Genomic DNA, 19,179 nt, shown 5'->3' on the forward strand with positions numbered 1-19,179 from the left:
TTAATCGCGGTTATTGATTGTTTCTATTAATCTATAGCAATCCTATTTGATCTCCAATTTTATTGATTCTTGCTTTTTATGGGATTTTTTTTGATTGTAGAAAGGCTAAATTAGAAGAATAAAATAGTAGCTTAACCTAAAATTTTTAGGATTAAAATAGAAAAGCACCCTGAATTAAACTAAAGATTAATGGTAAATCAAACTGTTAAGCTGGATTTAACTTTAGGATTCACAAACATAGACTAACATCCGTTGAGTCGCTTCACTTTGGGGCGAATAAGTGGTATCATATTCTAGGACATACCAGGTATTGTTACTACAGTTTGCGGCTGCATGAAGGGTTTCATTTCCAATGCTATAAATAAATCGCTTTCCTTCTTTTCCAGCATAAATACTATCCGCATCAACAGAAATGTTTTCTCCGGTATCTGCTTTCCCCATATAAACCCAATTCTCAGCTAGGGCTGGATAGACACAAGTTAAAATGCCCATTACTCCACTAGCTAGAACACTGGCTATCGATTTTTTCATCGTTTTCCCTTTATACATGAGCTTTGCTATATATTAGCTGAACAATAAAGAATATCTGACCCCAACTTATAAAAAATTAACCTTGACATTCGTTAATTAATCCTTCACCCTTTTTTGATATATAAAATTGATAGGAATTAGATTATAATTTTCTAACTTCTAACGGTTTTTGTTCGGTTAAAGAAAGTTGATCTAACTGTTGCCAAACTTCCTGTAATAAGCCATCTAACCCAATTCTTGCTACCGCAGAAATCATAAAAATTGGGCTTTGATGTAATTGCTGTAATTGGGAAGCCAGAGCTTGAATTTCTTCCGTTTCAATATCCACCGCATCCACTTTATTAAATGCCAGAATTTGAGGACGTTCTCCTAATCCTCTGCCATAAGCTTTTAATTCCTCTTGAATGGTATGATAATTTTCAATCGGATTACTATCGGTAATATCAATTAAATGCAATAATACGCGAGTTCGTTCAATATGGCGTAAAAATTCATGTCCTAACCCAGCCCCTAAATGAGCACCTTCAATTAACCCCGGAATATCAGCAAAAACTGTTCCGTCTCCGGTGGGTTTTCTGACAACTCCCAAGTTAGGAATTAAGGTGGTAAAGGGATAATCAGCAATTTTAGGACGGGCTGATGATAAGGAAGAAATTAATGTAGATTTTCCGGCATTAGGCAAACCAATAATTCCGACTTCTGCTAATAGTTTTAATTCTAATCTTAACCGTCGATTTTCTCCTTCTAAACCGGGTAAAGCGTATTCTGGAGCGCGATTTCGATTACTTAAAAAGTATTTATTCCCTAATCCTCCTTTTCCTCCCGCCGCAACACAAAGTTGTTGATTCTTTTCAATTAAATCTCCTAAAATTTCATCGGTATTGGCATCATAAATAACGGTTCCTAATGGCACTTGAATCACACGATCTTCTCCATTCGCCCCCGTCATATTTTTAGGGCCTCCTCGTGTGCCATGCTCCGCTTGAAATTTATGATTATATTGAAAATCTAACAGGGTTTGCAGGTGTTCAACGGCAACTAATATTACTGATCCGCCTTTGCCTCCATTACCACCCGCAGGCCCCCCAGCCGGAACATATTTTTCCCGCCGAAAAGCAACAATGCCATCGCCTCCTTTCCCGCCTTCAACTTCAATTTCAACTTGATCAATAAATTGCATTTTATTCTTATTTAGATGAATTAGATATTGAGCTTAGACTGATAACTGATAACTGACAACTGATAACTGATTTTTAGCTCCGATTTCCTTGGAAATAATAATAGGTTGCCATCGGAACAATCGTCGCCACAACTAACAATACCACAACGATAATTGTAGCACTGGTATCGTTGGTTTCTTCGGCGGATTTAAAGGTACTGTCAACATTAATAGTTTCTACTTCTGTGGGCGCGCCCGGATCAGTTTCTCCTGATAAAACAGTCGCAATGCGATCGCTGGCTGCAATAAACGCCTCATTATATTTCCCCCCTTGACGAAGGGGATATTTTAGGGTTTCTTGAGCGACACTTTCAGCAATTTCATCCGTTAATAAGGATTGGGTTTTTTCTCCGGTTTGAATGGCGCTATTATTGTTGATCGTATCCAAAACTAACAAGGTTTGATTAGCGGCAATTTCTGGAGTCGGAAACCATTTTTTAAACACTTTTTCCGCAAAACTATCAATGGTTTCACCATAATCTAAACGGTGAACAGTCAAAAATCGAACTTCATAGCCTGTTTTTTTTGCTAAGTCCGATAAGGTATTATTTAAACGTCCTTCCGTACTGCGGCTGAGAACGTCATCCATTTCCACAACCCAAGTTTCATTCGCCGAGGATAACGCCGGAACTTGATAAACTCCCGTTGCTAAAGCCGGAGTTGCCCAAAATCCAACGATAACCGTTAAAAGCAGGGAAATCACGAATCCTGGTAATAAGTTTCCCCAATTTAATATTGTTTTAAGCTGTTGTATCATTGTCAAAATTGATGATATAAGTGCAGGGTTCCCCATATTAACTATACAAGACAATGGTTATGAGTTGACTGTTAATAGCCAAGACCCTATTGCCAATCCCGCCTCAACCGTGAACAATAAACAAGTGAACTACCCACACTTCTCTACGAGTAAGTGTGGGCTTCCAACTTCAACGGGGATAGCATCTGAAGAAACAGAAATTTCATCAGACGACTTACATCCCCTCAGATTGGCAGTATCGCTAGTTCCTAACGACAATATCCGCAAGGCTTCATTCTTGATATTGATGGAAGCATTTATATCTCGATCATGGGTGGTTTGGCAATGCTCACAAGTCCAACTTCTAATATCAAGCGGTAAGCTACCTACTTGATTTAGACAGACATTACAAGTTTTAGAAGAAGGGAAAAATCGATCAACTTCCAGGTAGGTTTTCCCTTCTTTTTCGGCTTTATACTTCAACATCGTACAGAACATTCCCCAGCCACAATCACTAATTGCCTTGGCTAATTTATGGTTTCTAACCAGATTCTTAACCCCCAGATCTTCTACAGCAATCACTTGGTTTTCGTTGACTATCTTGCGGGATAGCTTGTGTAGAAAATCTTCTCGACAGCGAGAGATTTTAGCGTGGACTTTAGCTACTTTTAATCTAGCTTTTTGTCTACTCAGACTCCCACTTCGACTACGCTCAGTGCAAGCCTTCTGTTTTCGAGAAAGTTTTTGTTGTTTGCGTTTTAAGTTGTGTTCATGTTTAGTAAAGTGTTGGGGATTACTATATTTGTCTCCATCACTGGTAATGGCAAAGTGAGTTAATCCTAAATCAATTCCAATTGCTTTTCCATTGGTTGATGTCGTAGGTTGCTCTTTCCCGTCATCAACTAACACAGATGCGTAGTATTTTCCATCGGGATTCTTTGAGATAGTAACAGTTTTGATTGTCCCTTCAAATTCCCGGTGACGCACACAATAAACTAACCCAATTTTACCGGGTAGTTTTAGATAATCTCCCTCAAATTTAACGTTTTGGGGATAACTGATTGATTGTCTACCGTGTTTGGATTTGAATCGAGGTAATCTGGCCCGTTTGTCAAAAAAGTTTTTGTAGGCAGTCGATAAATTTAAAGCGACAACTTGTAAACACTGGGAGTAAGCATCTGTTAGCCAAAGATATTCCTTTTTTAGTTGAGGTAACAATCCTTGAATAGCTGTTCTTGATAATCCTTTTCCTGTTGTTTTATAGGTTTCTTGGCACAAGTTCAAGGCGTAATTCCAATACCAACGACAACAGCCAAAGCTTTTAGAAGCGGCTATTTGCTGTTCGGTTGTTGGGTATATGCGATACTTGTATGCTTGAAACATTGTCGTTTTCAACTCTTTGATATAATCTAACATGACATTTTTAATTTTGTCGGGATTGACCGACGAAAATTAACTTGGGGGAGTCCATGTATCCCACGCTGATTTCTGGTTATTTTTTTGAGGGCAGTAGAAATTCAGCGTGGGACTTATAGCTCCCCCAAACCCCTCGTAAGTTAACCCAGAACTGATCTATACCCTGTCACCTTATGCCAAGTTTGTTTGATGTTGAACATTTGCGGGTTGCTTATCCCCACTCCCGAACTCCGCAAAGTTGGGCTGTAAATGACATCTCCTTTTCCCTACAACCGGGAGAACGTCTAGGACTGGTGGGGGAGTCCGGTTGTGGAAAGTCTACCATTGGGCGGGCTGTGATGCGGTTGTTACCCAACACGAGCGAAATTGAAGGACAAGTGAGATTTGAAGGACAACCTGTGTTTGGGATGGATGAAAAACGGTTGCGACAGTTTCGGGGGGAAGCGGTTGCTTTAATATTTCAAGACCCGATGACTCGCCTTGACCCGTTAATGACCATTGGCGATCATTGTTTAGAAACGTTAAAAGCTCATCGTCCGCAATTATCAAATTCTCAAGCTAAAAATAAAGCATTAGAAATATTAGAAGCGGTGAAAATTCCCGCAAATCGTTGGTCACAATATCCCCATGAATTTAGTGGTGGAATGCGTCAACGGGTAGCGATCGCTTTAGCTTTATTATTAGATCCAAAATTAATTGTTGCAGATGAACCCACCACCAGTTTAGATGTCACCGTTTCGGCTCAAATTTTAAAGGAATTAACTCGACTGTGTGAACAACGGGGAACCGCTATTTTATTGATTTCCCATGATTTAGCAATGGTTGGAGAATATTGCCATAAAATTGCTGTTATGTACCAAGGAAAAATGGTAGAAATGGGTTCATCTCAAACGGTTTTTCAATCTCCCCAACATCCCTACACCCAATCTTTATTAAAATCGGCGTTACATTTACAGGATATTGAAAATAAAGAAACAAATCCGACTTTAGAAACCCCTGGATCTTCGGGTCAACCTTTATTATCCCTTAAAAATTTACAACAACATTATACCCTAGAATCGAGCTTTTTACAACAACTTTTTTCCAAACAAAAGAAATCTGTGATTAAAGCCGTTGATGGGATAAATTTAGAATTATATCCAGGGGAAATATTAGGCTTAGTCGGAGAGTCTGGTTGTGGAAAAAGTACCCTTTCCAGAACGATTTTACAACTAATTCGGGCAACGAACGGCAGTGTTGAATTTTTAGGCACGGATTTAACTAAATTATCCCGTGAACAGGTACGAAAATATCGCCGTCAAATGCAAATGGTATTTCAAGATCCCCATGCGTGTTTAAACCCGATGATGACCGTTGGCGAAAGTATTGCTGACCCGCTTTTAATTCATCAATTAGCAACACCAGAGGAGGCAAAAAAACAGGTTTTAGCGATGTTAGAGCGGGTAGGATTAACACCAACAAAGGAATATTATCAACGCTATCCGGGGGAATTATCCGGCGGACAACAACAACGAGTTGCGATCGCTAGAGCTTTAATGACTCATCCCCAATTATTAATTTGTGATGAACCTGTTAGTATGTTAGATGCTAGTGTTCAAGCTCAAGTTTTAGAGTTAATGTTAGAATTGAAACGAGAGTTTAATTTAACCTATTTATTTATTACCCATGATTTATGGGTAGCGAGGTTTTTATGCGATCGCATTGCCGTTATGAATCAAGGTAAAATTGTTGAATTAGGGACAACAGAAGACCTATTTACAAACCCTCAACATCCCTACACCCAAACCCTATTATCCGCCGTCCCTTCCCTTTCTAAATTAAAGCAGGAAATAATTTAAAAGATGAAAAAATTAGTTTTAATTGGTGGCGGACATAGCCATGCGATCGCCCTGAAAAAATGGGGGATGAATCCTTTATCAGAGGTTGAATTAACCTTAATTACCAATGTTGTAAAAACGCCCTATTCAGGGATGTTACCCGGTTATATTGCTGGATTTTATAGCTTTGATCAATGTCATATTGATTTACCGTCCTTAGCTAAATATTCCCATGCGAAAATTTATATTGATCAAGCCATCGGTTTAGATTTAGAAAAAAATCTCGTTATTTGTAAAAACAATTCTCCTATTCCCTTTGATCTTCTATCTATTGATATTGGGAGCACTCCAACAGTATTAAGCATTCCGGGTGCGATAGAACATACTATTGCTGTTAAACCGATATCCAAACTTTTGCAATATTGGCATCAATTAATTGAAGAAATTCAGCAAAATCCTCAACAAAAAATCCGGTTAGCGATTGTTGGAGGAGGTGCGGGAGGTGTTGAATTAGCGTTTAATATTCACAGCCATCTCACTCAAATTTATCAACAAGCCAATCAACCCTTAAATCAGTTAGAATTACATCTAATTCATAGCGGTAAGCGGTTATTATCTGAACGTCACCCTTCCTTAAGTCGAAAAGTAGAAAATTTGCTTAAAAAACTTAAGATTCATTTACACTTCAATGAAACAGTTGATCAAGTTGACGAGACTCAAAATTCTATTAAAAAAATTAGCTGTAAATCAGGATTAACCCTAGAATGCGATCGCATTTTTTGGGTAACACAAGCATCAGCATCCCCCTGGTTAAAACAAGCCGGACTAACAACAGATAAACGGGGATTTATTCTAGTCAATGATAACTTACAATCGGTTTCCCATCCCCAAGTTTTCGCCGCCGGAGATATCGCCACAATGGTTAATTATCCCCGACCCAAAGCGGGAGTTTTTGCAGTGCGTCAAGGTCAACCCTTATTGGAAAATTTAAAACGAAGTTTAGAAGAAAAACCCCTAAAACCCTTTATCCCTCAAAAAGAATTTTTAATTTTAATTGGGACAGGAGATCAAAAAGCGATCGCTTCTAAAGCATGGTTTAATATAGGGCCGAATTCGTTATTATGGCGATGGAAAGATTATATTGATCAAAAATTTATGAAACAGTTTAAAAACTGATTAATTTTTATTCAAAAATTGCGATTATCGGCGTTGTTTATGATACAATTAAAAGGGTTAGTACCTTGGAAAAATCCAAATTTAGGTGAAGGACGTATATTTAGCCATTTTACCAATGCTGAAGGATTCACCGGAATTACAGGGATTTTTGGTGAGCGTCTTAATGTAGATCAGCCCGTTATTGTTAATACGCTAACATTTGGAAAGGGTTCTAACTCATTCTATGCTCAAAAACCTGGTGATATTTTTATCACAGATTTGGGTTTTGACGCTACAGCAGGAAATTTAGAGCAAATCGGTGTTTTTGGAGAAAAGCAGAAATTTGTTATTCAATTTTCTGAGGAAACAGCTTTAATTGACAACAATATTAGAGTTCTACCTGTTAAAATAAGACAACAGGGTAGTATATATACAATTCCAGCCCAGACAACATTTTCAAACGGTAAATTTTTAGTCATGAGGGTTCGACCATGAACCAAGTAAACTTAACTTTAGTGCTTGAAGATTTGGATTCATCTAAACTTGAAACACAAGTTTTAGCGTTGGAACAAGCAGCCGATATCGTGCAAGTTTTAGCGATGAAGGTTTTGGAAACCTTTAAAACCAGTAATAATCCCTTTTTGATTGCTGAACATTTGTATCAATTTGGTTCTATCCTTGTTCCTCACTTGGAAACACTGTTTCAAGAAACTGAAAATTCAGAACTCAAACTTTTATCAGCAATTGTTTTATTACGTTTAGGTTCTCAAGTCGGAGTAAGTTACTTATTACAGGCGATTATTGAGGATCAACAATATCCTTGTTTAGTCGCTAGTTGTTTGGCTTCTATTCCTATTTATGAGGCTATTAATCCAATTTTACAGCGTCTAAGATGTGCAGATTTACAAGAGATTGATTTAATTATTGGTCTTTTAACAGTTTTAGAAGATTTTAATTATAATATTCCTAATGATTTGTATCAACGTTTCACAGCATCAGAGGCTCCTTGGCAAGTTCAAGCGGTTGCTAAATCCATTTTTCAAACATTAGCATCTCGGCTTCAAATGAAAACACCTGAATCTGTAGAAATTGTAGAAGATGATCATAAATCTGATTTGGTTGATCCTAAAACGGAGTTAAAGCTTAAATCATTAGGGTTTTTCTGATTATTTTTACATCAGTTTAATTTAATATGAAATCCTAAAATTGATACTACAGATAATCTCCTAAACCCCCTGTAGAGACGTTGCATGCAACGTCTCTACAGGGGACGGATGCGTAGCAAACATTTAAAGATTTCATATAATATAGTATTCCTCCAAAATTTAAGCTGAGATTACCGATGATTTAGAATAACCTTGTAATTGAATTTTAGCAGCATCTTGAACTTGAGGATGGGAATCAACAGCTAGGGTTTTTAAGACAGAAATGGGGGTATTAGGGTGTTGGGCGATCGCATATTTTACTAACCAACAATGAACACATTTAACCTGTTCGGTCATTGCTGCTAATATCGATGGGGAAGTCTGAGGATGGAGTAAAATAATAGCACTAATTACCGGAGGAGCGGTTTTTGCATAATAGCCGATTAAATATCCTGTTCCTTCAGGGGTTTTAATTAAAGATTGAGCCGCAATTGTGCGAATTTGGGCTTCAATATCATATAATAACCCCTGTAAAATCACCGTTGGAGTTTGGCAATGAGCCGCTAATAATAACCGAATTTCATGGGGTAATTGTGATATTTTTTCCCATAATATTCCGGGTTTATGGGGTTGATAAGCAATCTCAAATAGAGAAGATAGATGATTTTTTTTGACTAAGGTACTCAGGGGTTCTTCGAGTAAACTTGATGGTGGCTTTAAATACCGAATATTATTCAATGGGGGCATAAAATTTAACCCATCAATAATAAAGTCAGGGAGTAACTTCAGTTTAAATAACTGTTCTAAATAATTGCTATCTTCAGACCCAGTTTGATAGAGTTCTGCTCGATCCAGCAATTCTTTTTTGATCACTTCAGTACACCCTGACATCATAAGACTACCACCTTTTGTGATTAAACTTCATGAAAATTAAACCTTAAAAGAACATTAGATTTGTGTGAAATTAAGGACTGATGCTGTTAAAATTGAGGGGAGATAGATGGGGTTGGGGTTTCGATTATTTCTAATTGAATAGATGAACATTTGGGGAGAGTTTCAATACCGCTAAAACATCAGGGTTAGGATGGTTTGCGACCCATTTTAGGAAACTTTCAGGAGCAGCATTAAACTGAACGAGGAGACGAAGAGTAGAGAGGGGAATTTGATCTAAGAGTTGGGGATAATTTGAACATAAAACCGAAAATTGAGGATTACTCAAAACAGGTTTAGGAAACTCATTGAGTAATTTAATTAAGGTTTCTCCAGGGGTATTCGGATTAGTCGCAACGAGGTTGCGGGTTGCCACATCTGCACTCCTTCCCAAGGTTTTTAATACCTCTGTTGGTGCGTTAGAATTATTGGCAACCAGTCGCGCTAATTCTATACTTTTTTGAGCGAGTTCGACTAAACGTTCAGAAGAAGTTGTCGAATTTGCGGCTTCCTGTTGAAGAATAACGCACGCTGGTAAGATCATGATTTTTGACACCGTTTGGGGTTAGAAAATCCACGTTTTCTTTAGTCATCTAAGGGCAGTCTTGATTTAATTTGTTCAACAAAGGCTTTATGATCTACAATAGGTTTGGGAATATAATCATCAGCCCCACTTCGGGCTAAAAAGTTTTCCCGATCGCCTGTATTAGCATTGGCAGTGACTAAAATAACGGGAAGTTGTGCCGTTTCCGGGTTAGCTTTTAACATTTGGGTAATTTCAATCCCATCAACAGCTTTCCCGTCATAATAACTATTCGTTAAAGACACATCCATTAAAATTAGATCCGCTTGCTTGTTAGTCGCCATTTGCATCACGGTTTCGACATCTTCGGTGTGTTTCGCTAATAACCCGCCCCGTCTGGTTAAAATGCGTTCAAACACTTTCCAGTTAACGAGATTATCTTCAACCACTAAAACGGTTCTGATCATAATCTTACCCCTCTAATGAACTCTAGTTCATGTATCCATCTATCTTTCTTTAAGTGTCTTCTATATTGATAAAACCGTCGATAGGGATAAGTTCAGGAGTTCTCAAAGGTCAGGTCTGACTAGAAACAATCTTTCTTAGGAAGTCAGGATGGAAAAGGATGGAAAAGTTCAGGATGTCTTCTGAGACTATCCACAAACCTCAATGAGTACGGGAGAACTTATCAATAGGATTGCTATAGCTGATTCAATAATAGAAATCTACTTTTTGTTGATAATAGGATCATCTAAACGATCTAAATATAACCAGGCTTTCTTTGCTAACTTAGCTGGAATATCTGTTGCTTCCTTTTCATTTGTTTGGGGATTAGGAACATTAATAATACTTACATGGTCAGGCTTATCCTGAATCGCATCTAACCCCAATTCTCTGACATCCCTAACAGTCAAACAAATTACTCCCCAACATTTAAACAATCTATTATAAGCTTGTTCAGGTTTAAGTGCAGCAGATAAAGCCTTCTCGTACTCTTCTCTCTTCGGAAACCATCGTAAAATAAACGCTTCTGCATCAACTGCTTTAGTATCAGGGTCAATCCATTTTTTATTAGTAATAGCTCGATATAATATCGTGTCATCAGATAATTTATCCACAGATGCTTATACACTAAATAATTGGTTGATTAGTAGATAGCCAAAGAAGAATCTGAGAGATTTTCTCTAAAGAAGGATTCTTAATTAACTCGCTGTCATCACCTTTTCTGTAATAAACAGACTCTTGAAAATCACAATTAACAGGAATTTTAACCCGAATTTCTTTGTCAAAATCTGGATTCTTCCAAATCAAGTTAACTCCTCCTCGACTTTCTAAAGAAGAAAAACCGCGAGGAAAAGATTGGCCTAATAATTCATCTAACTGGATTAACTGTTTTATTGATTTTGAAACTGCATAACTTGATGGATTTAATATCTCATCCTCTTCGTTCTCATCCAAATCAGGGTCTATTTCTGTTAACTCTAAAAGACGCTTAAAGGTAATAATAAAATCAGAATTATGTGAAGATTCTCTAGCTAGATAATCTTCACATAATGGCTTTTGATGATGTGAAATAGTTGATAAAATTTGGCTCAAATCTACTGGAGTGTTTAAAACTATTCTTTCCCTTAATTGCTTTTGATAAGCCTGATCAAAATTCGCTTTGATAGCACTTGTTTTTTTATAGGTGATTGTCATAGCAATTATTCCTCCTCATTTAATAAACAATCATTAACTAATGAAATATAGCGATTCACATCGTCAGACCAAAGAGATACCCTTTCGTTAAGAGGTTTTAACTTATCTTCTGAGCTATGATCTAGGTTAAACTCTCGATAAATATTACCAGCAAATAAAATTCCTAGATTTTTTTCAGTTGCTTTTTTATCATCACAAATTAAGACAGGATCGATAGAAATATTGATCTGAGAATCTTCAAAGGAATAGATGAAAGTAGCTGATAATGAGGGTTTTTTATTTAAGAAGTTTTTCCAATCTCCGGGTCTTAATAAGTAATCAGAGATATAATGATCTAATTCTTCTTGAGATTGAAACTCAATATGACCTTTGGGATTAATTTCCAAGGCTTCATAATTAATATGGGGAAAAACTTCTAAATATCTTAGAGCTATATCTTGAAGAAGCACCTTGTTTTCAGAATATTCTCCTTCAATTAATTGTTCAAAAGAGATTTTATCAGATTGAATAATAATCGTTACGCCGTTTTTATAAACGACCTGAGAAATGATATCCGTAGTAAAAGTAGGAGAAGTAACTGCCCAATCTGTATTAACAATTTTATTGATTCTCAAAAAATCAGGATTTAGCAAACTAGGATTATGATTCCTAGCCAGAATAACAAATGCTAAGTGAGTGATTTGTAACTTTCCGAGCATACCGAATACACAGATAAGCAAACATAGATAATGATTTAATTATAGCATTCTTATTTTTGTGAAAAAGAACTGTAGGGGTTTGGTTTCCAAACCCAGGCGCAAAGAGGGTTTGGTTTCCAAACCCCTACAGGTTTTGATCACAAATCCTACACGGATTGCTATATGTCCTCTCAATACCGAATACCAATCAAAAGCCCCTCTTAATGAAGACGAGGAAATGAAGACAGCCCTGAAGGGCTGACTACGAAGTTAGGAACGTCGGGGAATTTCATGGGTGAGGAAATCATAGGCCATATTGGTATTAGGAAAAATGGCTCTGGCTTCTGTTAATAAATCGTCTAAAATAATCGTATTTCCGGGGGCATAACGGGGGCTAAAATGGGTCATGATTAACTGTTTAACTCCGGCGGCTAACGCGACCTGTGCCGCCATTGTTGAGGTAGAATGTAATCTTTGAAACGCCATTTCTGCATCTTGATGGGAAAACGTCGCTTCATGAACTAAAACATCCGCATCTTGGGCTAATTCTACCGCCCCTTCACAAAATACTGTATCTGTACAATAAACGAATTTACGACCGATTTGGGGAACTCCACAAAGTTCTGTACCGCGAATAGTACGACCATCGGGAAGGGTAACAGTTTGTCCTTGTTTTAATTGAGCATAAATCGGCCCTGGAGGAATGCCTAATTTTTGGGCTTTTTCGATATCAAATCGTCCCGGTTTATCCTTTTCAATAATTCGATAACCCAAGGCTGTGACTCGATGTTTTAAATAACCACAAACCACTTGATATTCTTCATCTTCAAATATCATTCCCGGTTCAATAGTATGCACTTTAACCGGATAAGAAAAATGGGTTTGAGAATAGCGAACACAGGCTTGTAAATACTCTGATAAACCTGACGGCCCATAAATATCAATGCGTTTGGCATTTCCCGCTAACCCACAACTGGCTAATAATCCCGTTAATCCAAAAATATGATCTCCGTGTAAATGGGTAATAAAAATTCGACTAATTTGACTAACTTTTAAATCACTCCGCAGGAATTGATGTTGCGTCCCTTCCCCACAATCAAACAGCCAAATTTCAGCCCGTTGTGGTAAACGTAGAGCTATACTAGAAACATTGCGCGATCGCGTCGGAACCCCAGAACTTGTCCCTAAAAAAGTAATCTGCATTCACTTTCTGCCTTGCCTCTTCAAATGCGAAAAAATATGTTATATAACCAAAGTGCAGTTCTCATGGATCAATTTTACTGGATCTGATCACAACAATGGTTTTTTCTGTTCCTGACTCCCCCCAACCCCCGAATTCCCCTTGGAATGCTTTTGTCTCTTTCCCCAACTCCCTGCAACGGTTTAAGCGTTATTGGTGGACAACGTTGCTGATTTGGCTGTGTATGGTCGCCCCCGCCCAAGCGGAATTATTATTACGGGTTGCCATCGAAGACGGTGCGAGTCAGGTTAAAGTTGGGAGTACCACTAAGGCGCTGGTTCGAGATGGCAATGGTCAAGCATTAGGGGAATTAGTGGCGATGGGGGGCGGTGTCGCCCAGGCGAAATCGGGAAAAATCGCCTTGGGAAACTGGCAAGGCTCCCAACTGTGGATTGATCCCAGTAATAATGGTAATGTTTGGATCGGCAATGGTTGGTATCGTGGGCGAGTGTTATTAGTGCCTCGGAATGGCGGTTTAACAGCGATTAATTATGTCGATTTAGAGCAATATCTCTACAGCGTTCTAGGGGCGGAAATGGATGGCGGATGGCCCCAGGAAGCCCTGAAAGCTCAGGCCGTTGCAGCGCGAACCTATGCCCTCTACAAGCGTCAACGCAGCAATGGAATTTTTGATGTCGGAGATGACCAAAATTGGCAAGTTTATAAAGGCTTAGTTACGGAGTCTAACGGAACCCAGTCGGCGGTGAATGCCACGCGGGGACAGGTTTTGACCTATAATGGTCAAGCGATTTTAGCGGCGTTTCATTCTGCATCAGGGGGACATACCGAAAACGTTGAGGATGTTTGGAATGAACCCTTACCTTATTTACGGGGAGTACCGGATTTTGACCAAGGAACCCCGGTATTTGAGTGGACAAAAACCTTCTCGCAGGCGGATTTAAGTAAGAGAATTTCGGGTGTAGGGAATGTTACAACGATGACCCCGCAACGGACTTCGGCTTTTGGTAGTATTCTAGCGATGAAAGTCGTGGGGGACAAAGGGGCGCGAGTTATGAGTGGGGAGGACATCGCCTCGGCGTTAGGACTTCGCAGCACTCGGTTTCAAGTTAGCCGCAAAAGTGGAACCACGAGTTTTCAAGTCACAGGTCGGGGTTTTGGTCACGGTGTTGGTTTAAGTCAATGGGGCGCCTATAATTTAGCTCGTGGTGGATACAATTACCAGCAAATTTTAGGCCATTATTATCGCAATACGGCTTTAGCAAAAATCGAAGTTCGTTAACCGTAGTCAGCACCCCGCTCTGAAGAGACGGGGCTTCATGCCTCCAACTTTAGATAGCTGACCAGCCTAAGCCTAACGGCTACGTTTTCTGAATCATAATACCCACGAATGCGACGCTAGTTTGTGGCTCTATTGTTAACAATTAAACAGTTTTACGAGGGGTAAGACAGTGTTGTTAACGCCAAAAGTTCAGAAAACATTGGCGAAGCGAACATTACCCTAGAAATAGGAGTTATTTCATGTCTAATTACGTCTTTGTAATTGATCCGAATAAACAGCCTCAAAACCCAATACATCCCGCCCAAGCTCGATTGTTATTGAATCAAGGTCAAGCTGCTGTTTATCGTCGTTATCCATTTACTATTATTTTAAAGGAGTCAAAACCCGAACCAGAAATACAACAAATAACCCTCAAAATTGATCCCGGTTCAAAAAACACTGGAATTGCATTAGTTCAGGGAAATAAAGTAATTTGGGGTGCAGAATTAACCCATCGGGGTCAAACAATTAAAATGTCTTTNCTTTTATTTAGGTCGAGTTCTTTGTCGCGCATCTGGCAGTTTTGATATTGTTACTCAAAATGGAAGAGTAGCAGGAATTAGTCATAAATATTGTCAATCAATTCATAAAAAGGATGGTTATTCTTACGGATTCTAAAAGAACTCAGGCGGTTAAAACCGCGCTTAGTCGGTTTTCCTCCTCGCTCTGAAGAGACGAGGCTTCCAACCTTCCCATTTTTTTCTTGTGAGGAAGAAGCCCTGAAGGGCTTACTACAAAATTAGGGTTTCTGTGACGGCTAAAATTTGATCAAACTCAAATTCATCTGCTAATTTTTTGAGGGTAAAAGCTAAGGCTGAATAGGGTTCAGGAATTTGCTGAATTAACTCAAAAATGCGCTTTTCTTTCGTACATAATACCGCTTCATGAAATTCTTGAATCCAAGCGGGAGGCATTAATACTAAATGGTCTAATGTTAAGTTAGAAGGGTCGGAAATTCCTGGCAAATTTGCGATTAAAGTCCCGGCTTTGTCGGATTCTGCATATTGATATTCTAATCCTAAATACTCGGCCATCTTTTCAAAAATAATATGCTCTTGGAAGGGTTTGCTGACAAAATCATCACATCCTGCTTGCAAAACTTGGGTGCGTTCTTCTTCAAACGCATTGGCGGTTAATGCAATAATAATTGGGGAGTTTTCTGAGGTAGAATTTTCTCGAATGTGGCGAGTTGCTTCGATTCCATTCATCACAGGCATTCGCATATCCATCCAAATTAAATGGGGTTGCCAACTTGACCACAATTCAATCGCTTCTTGACCATTAATCGCTTCTCGAACCTCAAACCCAGTTGTAGATAAAAGGGTTACTAAAACTTGACGATTTTCAACGGCATCTTCAACAATTAAAATCCGATAAGGGGGTTGTTCTGGTGCTAAACCAATCACTGACTTTTTAGAAGATTGCGGTTGAATATCGTCACTATCAGCTAAACTTATCTGAATAAAAAATCTAACAATTGTTCCTGTTCCTAATATACTATTAACGGTAATATTTCCTCCCATCATTTATACAAATTGTTGACTGATGGGTAACCCTAATCCGGTGCCTTCTTTGGATTTTCGACCTGTTTCTGTTTGTCCAAAGGCTTCAAATAATAAATCAATTTCTTCTGCGGCAATACCAGGGCCAGTATCTTCAACTTCAAAAGTAATTTGAACTCGTTCTGGGAGAATATCTAAGGGTTCTTGATGTTGCCCCTCAGTGGCGCTCAGGACTTCTTGTTTAACTCGAAGAACAACACAGCCAACCTCGGTAAATTTAATCGCATTTCCGAGTAAATTAATTAAGACTTGACGGAGTTTACTTTCATCAGTTTTAATATATTGAAACACATTTTGATCTCGTTCAAAGATCAAGTTTAATCCTTTAGTTTCTGCTTTTAATTCTAGCATTTCTTCTAAGCTATTTAATAACCGATAGAGATCAAAACTGCTTTGATTTAATGTCAGTCGTCCGGCTTCAATTTTAGACATTTCTAAAACATCATTAATTAAATCAAGTAAATGTTCTCCACTGCGTTCAATAATTCTGAGGTATTCCTGTTGTACAGAACTCAATCCCGAATTTTTAGCTAAAATTTGAGTAAAGCCTAAAATTGCATTCAAAGGTGTTCTTAATTCATGGCTCATATTCGCTAAAAATTCACTTTTAGCATGGTTGGCAGCATCTGCGGTTTCTTTGGCTTCCTGAATTTGAGCTAATAGTTTAGCTTGTTGAATTGCCACCCCTAACTGATTGGCAACTTGAGTTAATAAACTCACTTCTCTTAATTCCCAATCCCGGATATTAGTATGTTGATAAGCTCCTAATGATCCCCATAAAATTTCTCCCACAAACACCGGAACTAAAATATAGGCACGGATCTGAAATTCTTGTAAAACCTGGAGATGAGATGGCGATAAAGAGTTGTTAAAAATATCATCAATAATTAAGGTTTCGTGGTTGTGATCTTGACCCATTTGGGGGTATTGTAAATGGGTATCTAACCATAAATTTTTATGTTCGGCTTGTTCTAAAGGAATTCCACAGGAAGGCTTAGATTCAAAGATAAATTCTCCACGACGATCTGAGATCAAACGATAGACAACTACGCGATCGCATTGTAGAATTTGTCTAACTTCCTGGGTTGTGGCACTAAAAATCGTATCAATATCTAAGGTTTGGCGAATGCGATCAATGACTCGTGCTAAAGCTCGTTCCTGTTCAGCAACTTTTGCCTGTTCTTCTGAACGTTTTTGAGCTTGGGTTAAGAGTTCTGCTTGTTGTAATGCCACCCCTAACTGTACGGCAATTTTCTGAACAAATTCAATTTCTTTTTTTTGCCATTGACGGGGTGTTGAACATTGATGAATACACAATAAGCCCCATAATTCATCTCCTTTAAGTAAAGCAACGACTAAATTCGCTTTAATTTGAAATCGATCTAACAGTTGCATATAACAATCTGTTAATCCCGCCTGATGAATATCGGATAAATCCAAAACATAATCTATTAGATGATTCTGAGCAAATCTTTCCCCAAAACAGTGATCTTCTATTTTTGTTTCTAATACAGAACAAAAGGGAGATAAAACGTTTTCAGAGACAAATTCTCCTAAATTCCAATGGGAATGGGGATCAAATTTAAACACCGCTACTCGATCAGCATTCAACAGTTGACGCAGTTCAGAAGTTGCGGTTTGAAAAATCGTATTAATATCTAAAGTCCGGCGAATTTTATCAATCACTTGGGCTAAAGCCCGTTCTCGTTCTGCTTCTTCAACTAAACTTTCTGCTTGACGTCGCAATTCTGCGTCTAATATGGTTTCTAAATTTCGTTTTTGTTGTTCTGTTTGAGCGAGTAATTCTGCTTGTTGAATGGCTACTCCCAGTTGTCCCCCAATTTGAATTAAAAAATTAATTTCTGATTTTTCCCACTGTCGCGGTTCTTGATTTTGATAGACCGCTAATAACCCCCATAATTTTTTCCCTTGATAAATCGCAATAATCGCATACGCTTGGGCTTCATATCGTTCTAAAGCTTGAATATAACAGGCGGAAAAATTGGCTTTATAAATATCATTACAAACTCGAAAAACTTCCCCCCTTGAAAATTCACCTCCTTGGGTTTCCTGTAAATAGCTATCGGTGATAGAGATATCGGCTAAATATTTGATACTACATTCACTAATATTCTCTGCAAATTTAGGATCGTGTTTTTGTTCTTCGATTAAAGATTTCCATCCCTCTGTTTTTGATTCAACTAAAAATTCTCCACTCCAATCGGGATTAAATCGATAAATAACAACCCGATCTGCCTTTAAAAGGTGACAAACTTCTTGGGTTGTTGTGGTAAAAATAGTATCCAGTTGTAGGGATTGGCGAATTTTATTGATAATAGCAGCAANCAAAAAGGTGGGTTAGCACCCAGTCTTCAACATCGAGTAGAAACAACTCTAACTTGGGTGAACAAATTAATTAAGCTTGCACCGATTGGTTCAATTGTTCAAGAGTTAGTCAGATTTGACTTGCAGCAACTTGAAAATCCTGAAATCTCTGGGATTGAGTACCAACAAGGAGAGTTACAGGGATACGAAGTTCGACAATATTTATTGGAGAAATGGAGTAGAAAATGTGCTTACTGTGGGGTTGAAAACGTACCCTTAGAAGTAGAACATATTCACCCTAAATCCCAAGGCGGAACTGACCGAATTTCAAATCTTGCTGTTGCTTGTCATGACTGTAATCAAAAGAAAGGAAGTCAAGATATTCAAGATTTCCTATCAGGTAAACCTAACTTACTGCAACGGATTTTAAAACAAGCTAAACAACCCTTAAAAGATGCTACTGTGGTAAACTCAACTCGATGGTTACTGTTTAATCGATTAAAAGAAACAGGTTTATCTGTTTCAACTAGCTCCGGTGGTTTAACTAAATTCAATCGCACTCGATTAAATCTACCTAAAACCCATTGGCTAGATGCAGCTTGTGTTGGGAAAGTTAAAACTTTAAAGGTGTTAACCAATAAACCCTTATTGATTCAGGCAACAGGACGTGGTACTCGTCAAATGTGTGGTACAGACAAATACGGATTTCCAACACGACATCGCTCACGAATACAGATTCACAAAGGCTTTCAGACAGGCGATATTGTTAAAGCTGTTGTTACCGCAGGTAAGAAAATAGGCTTTTATTTAGGTCGAGTTCTTTGTCGCGCATCTGGCAGTTTTGATATTGTTACTCAAAATGGAAGAGTAGCAGGAATTAGTCATAAATATTGTCAATCAATTCATAAAAAGGATGGTTATTCTTA

At 38.2% G+C, this 19,179-nt stretch carries 19 protein-coding genes and 2 pseudogenes; 8 read left to right on the forward strand and 13 right to left on the reverse strand.

Annotation, left to right across the window (positions count from 1 at the left end; all coding sequences use genetic code 11):
* Positions 1-222: 222 nt before the first annotated feature.
* The 4 genes from PL8927_RS10460 to PL8927_RS10475 all read right to left on the reverse strand — a co-directional run bounded on the left by PL8927_RS10460 (position 223) and on the right by PL8927_RS10475 (position 3,869).
* On the reverse strand, positions 223-531 hold the full coding sequence (locus PL8927_RS10460; RefSeq protein WP_083620961.1) for a hypothetical protein: 309 nt from the start codon (positions 529-531) through the stop codon (positions 223-225).
* A 142-nt stretch (positions 532-673) separates the two neighbouring features.
* Positions 674-1,711 (reverse strand): GTPase ObgE, encoded by a 1,038-nt coding sequence (gene obgE / locus PL8927_RS10465; protein WP_083620868.1) that lies wholly within the window; start codon positions 1,709-1,711, stop codon positions 674-676.
* Positions 1,712-1,784: 73 nt separating this feature from the next.
* Positions 1,785-2,507 (reverse strand): photosystem II repair protein Psb32, encoded by a 723-nt coding sequence (psb32, locus tag PL8927_RS10470; RefSeq protein WP_083620871.1) that lies wholly within the window; start codon positions 2,505-2,507, stop codon positions 1,785-1,787.
* 129 nt (positions 2,508-2,636) lie between these two features.
* Positions 2,637-3,869, reverse strand: coding sequence for an RNA-guided endonuclease InsQ/TnpB family protein (locus tag PL8927_RS10475; RefSeq protein ID WP_083620874.1), 1,233 nt, complete (start codon positions 3,867-3,869; stop codon positions 2,637-2,639).
* A gap of 206 nt (positions 3,870-4,075) precedes the next feature.
* Here PL8927_RS10475 and PL8927_RS10480 point away from each other — a divergent pair, with 206 nt between their 5' ends.
* The 4 genes from PL8927_RS10480 to PL8927_RS10495 are packed head-to-tail and all read left to right on the forward strand — an operon-like array spanning position 4,076 to position 8,040.
* Positions 4,076-5,740: an ABC transporter ATP-binding protein gene (locus PL8927_RS10480; RefSeq protein WP_083620877.1), complete on the forward strand. Its 1,665-nt coding sequence runs from the start codon at positions 4,076-4,078 to the stop codon at positions 5,738-5,740.
* Positions 5,741-5,743: 3 nt separating this feature from the next.
* Positions 5,744-6,895, forward strand: a complete 1,152-nt coding sequence (locus tag PL8927_RS10485) for an FAD-dependent oxidoreductase (protein ID WP_083620880.1) — start codon at positions 5,744-5,746, stop codon at positions 6,893-6,895.
* 39 nt (positions 6,896-6,934) lie between these two features.
* The gene (locus PL8927_RS10490) at positions 6,935-7,369 is read left to right on the forward strand and encodes a hypothetical protein (RefSeq protein ID WP_083620882.1); all 435 of its coding nucleotides are present in this window, start codon (positions 6,935-6,937) and stop codon (positions 7,367-7,369) included.
* Positions 7,366-8,040, forward strand: coding sequence for a hypothetical protein (locus PL8927_RS10495; protein WP_083620885.1), 675 nt, complete (start codon positions 7,366-7,368; stop codon positions 8,038-8,040). Before PL8927_RS10490 ends, PL8927_RS10495 begins: the two co-directional genes overlap by 4 nt.
* Positions 8,041-8,199: 159 nt before the next feature.
* On the opposite strand, the gene PL8927_RS10500 is transcribed toward PL8927_RS10495, so the two are convergent.
* From PL8927_RS10500 to PL8927_RS10530, 7 genes are all read right to left on the reverse strand, one after another.
* Positions 8,200-8,913 (reverse strand): hypothetical protein, encoded by a 714-nt coding sequence (locus PL8927_RS10500; RefSeq protein ID WP_197047377.1) that lies wholly within the window; start codon positions 8,911-8,913, stop codon positions 8,200-8,202.
* A gap of 130 nt (positions 8,914-9,043) precedes the next feature.
* Complete coding sequence (locus tag PL8927_RS10505) at positions 9,044-9,493, reverse strand: variant leucine-rich repeat-containing protein (RefSeq protein ID WP_083620889.1); 450 nt, start codon at positions 9,491-9,493, stop codon at positions 9,044-9,046.
* Between the two features lie 41 nt (positions 9,494-9,534).
* Positions 9,535-9,936: a response regulator gene (locus PL8927_RS10510; RefSeq protein WP_083620964.1), complete on the reverse strand. Its 402-nt coding sequence runs from the start codon at positions 9,934-9,936 to the stop codon at positions 9,535-9,537.
* Positions 9,937-10,197: 261 nt separating this feature from the next.
* On the reverse strand, positions 10,198-10,590 hold the full coding sequence (locus PL8927_RS10515) for a hypothetical protein (RefSeq protein ID WP_083620891.1): 393 nt from the start codon (positions 10,588-10,590) through the stop codon (positions 10,198-10,200).
* Positions 10,591-10,603: 13 nt separating this feature from the next.
* The gene (locus PL8927_RS10520) at positions 10,604-11,170 is read right to left on the reverse strand and encodes a hypothetical protein (protein ID WP_083620893.1); all 567 of its coding nucleotides are present in this window, start codon (positions 11,168-11,170) and stop codon (positions 10,604-10,606) included.
* A gap of 5 nt (positions 11,171-11,175) precedes the next feature.
* Complete coding sequence (locus tag PL8927_RS10525) at positions 11,176-11,868, reverse strand: hypothetical protein (protein ID WP_083620896.1); 693 nt, start codon at positions 11,866-11,868, stop codon at positions 11,176-11,178.
* A 249-nt stretch (positions 11,869-12,117) separates the two neighbouring features.
* Entirely contained in the window at positions 12,118-13,050 is a 933-nt protein-coding gene (locus PL8927_RS10530) for a ribonuclease Z (protein ID WP_083620899.1), read from the reverse strand.
* 221 nt (positions 13,051-13,271) lie between these two features.
* Here PL8927_RS10530 and PL8927_RS10535 point away from each other — a divergent pair, with 221 nt between their 5' ends.
* The 3 genes and pseudogenes from PL8927_RS10535 to PL8927_RS29110 all read left to right on the forward strand — a co-directional run.
* Positions 13,272-14,327 (forward strand): SpoIID/LytB domain-containing protein, encoded by a 1,056-nt coding sequence (locus PL8927_RS10535; protein ID WP_407947398.1) that lies wholly within the window; start codon positions 13,272-13,274, stop codon positions 14,325-14,327.
* Between the two features lie 239 nt (positions 14,328-14,566).
* Positions 14,567-14,893, forward strand: coding sequence for an RRXRR domain-containing protein (locus PL8927_RS10540; RefSeq protein ID WP_083620905.1), 327 nt, complete (start codon positions 14,567-14,569; stop codon positions 14,891-14,893).
* A pseudogene (locus tag PL8927_RS29110) lies at positions 14,838-14,984 on the forward strand (RNA-guided endonuclease IscB); the annotation flags it as partial. The gene PL8927_RS10540 and the pseudogene PL8927_RS29110, both read left to right, overlap by 56 nt.
* Before the next feature lie 113 nt (positions 14,985-15,097).
* Here the strand turns inward: PL8927_RS29110 and PL8927_RS28010 are convergent.
* A complete protein-coding gene (locus tag PL8927_RS28010) occupies positions 15,098-15,889 on the reverse strand; it encodes a response regulator (RefSeq protein ID WP_197047378.1) in 792 nt (263 codons plus the stop codon).
* Between the two features lie 3 nt (positions 15,890-15,892).
* Positions 15,893-18,277, reverse strand: a complete 2,385-nt coding sequence (locus PL8927_RS10545) for a GAF domain-containing protein (protein WP_197047379.1) — start codon at positions 18,275-18,277, stop codon at positions 15,893-15,895.
* On the opposite strand from PL8927_RS10545, the pseudogene iscB reads away from it, so the two are divergent.
* Positions 18,278-19,179 (forward strand): annotated as a pseudogene (gene iscB, locus PL8927_RS10550) (RNA-guided endonuclease IscB); the annotation flags it as partial.

Source organism: Planktothrix serta PCC 8927 (assembly GCF_900010725.2).
GTDB classification, from domain to species: Bacteria; Cyanobacteriota; Cyanobacteriia; order Cyanobacteriales; family Microcoleaceae; genus Planktothrix; species Planktothrix serta.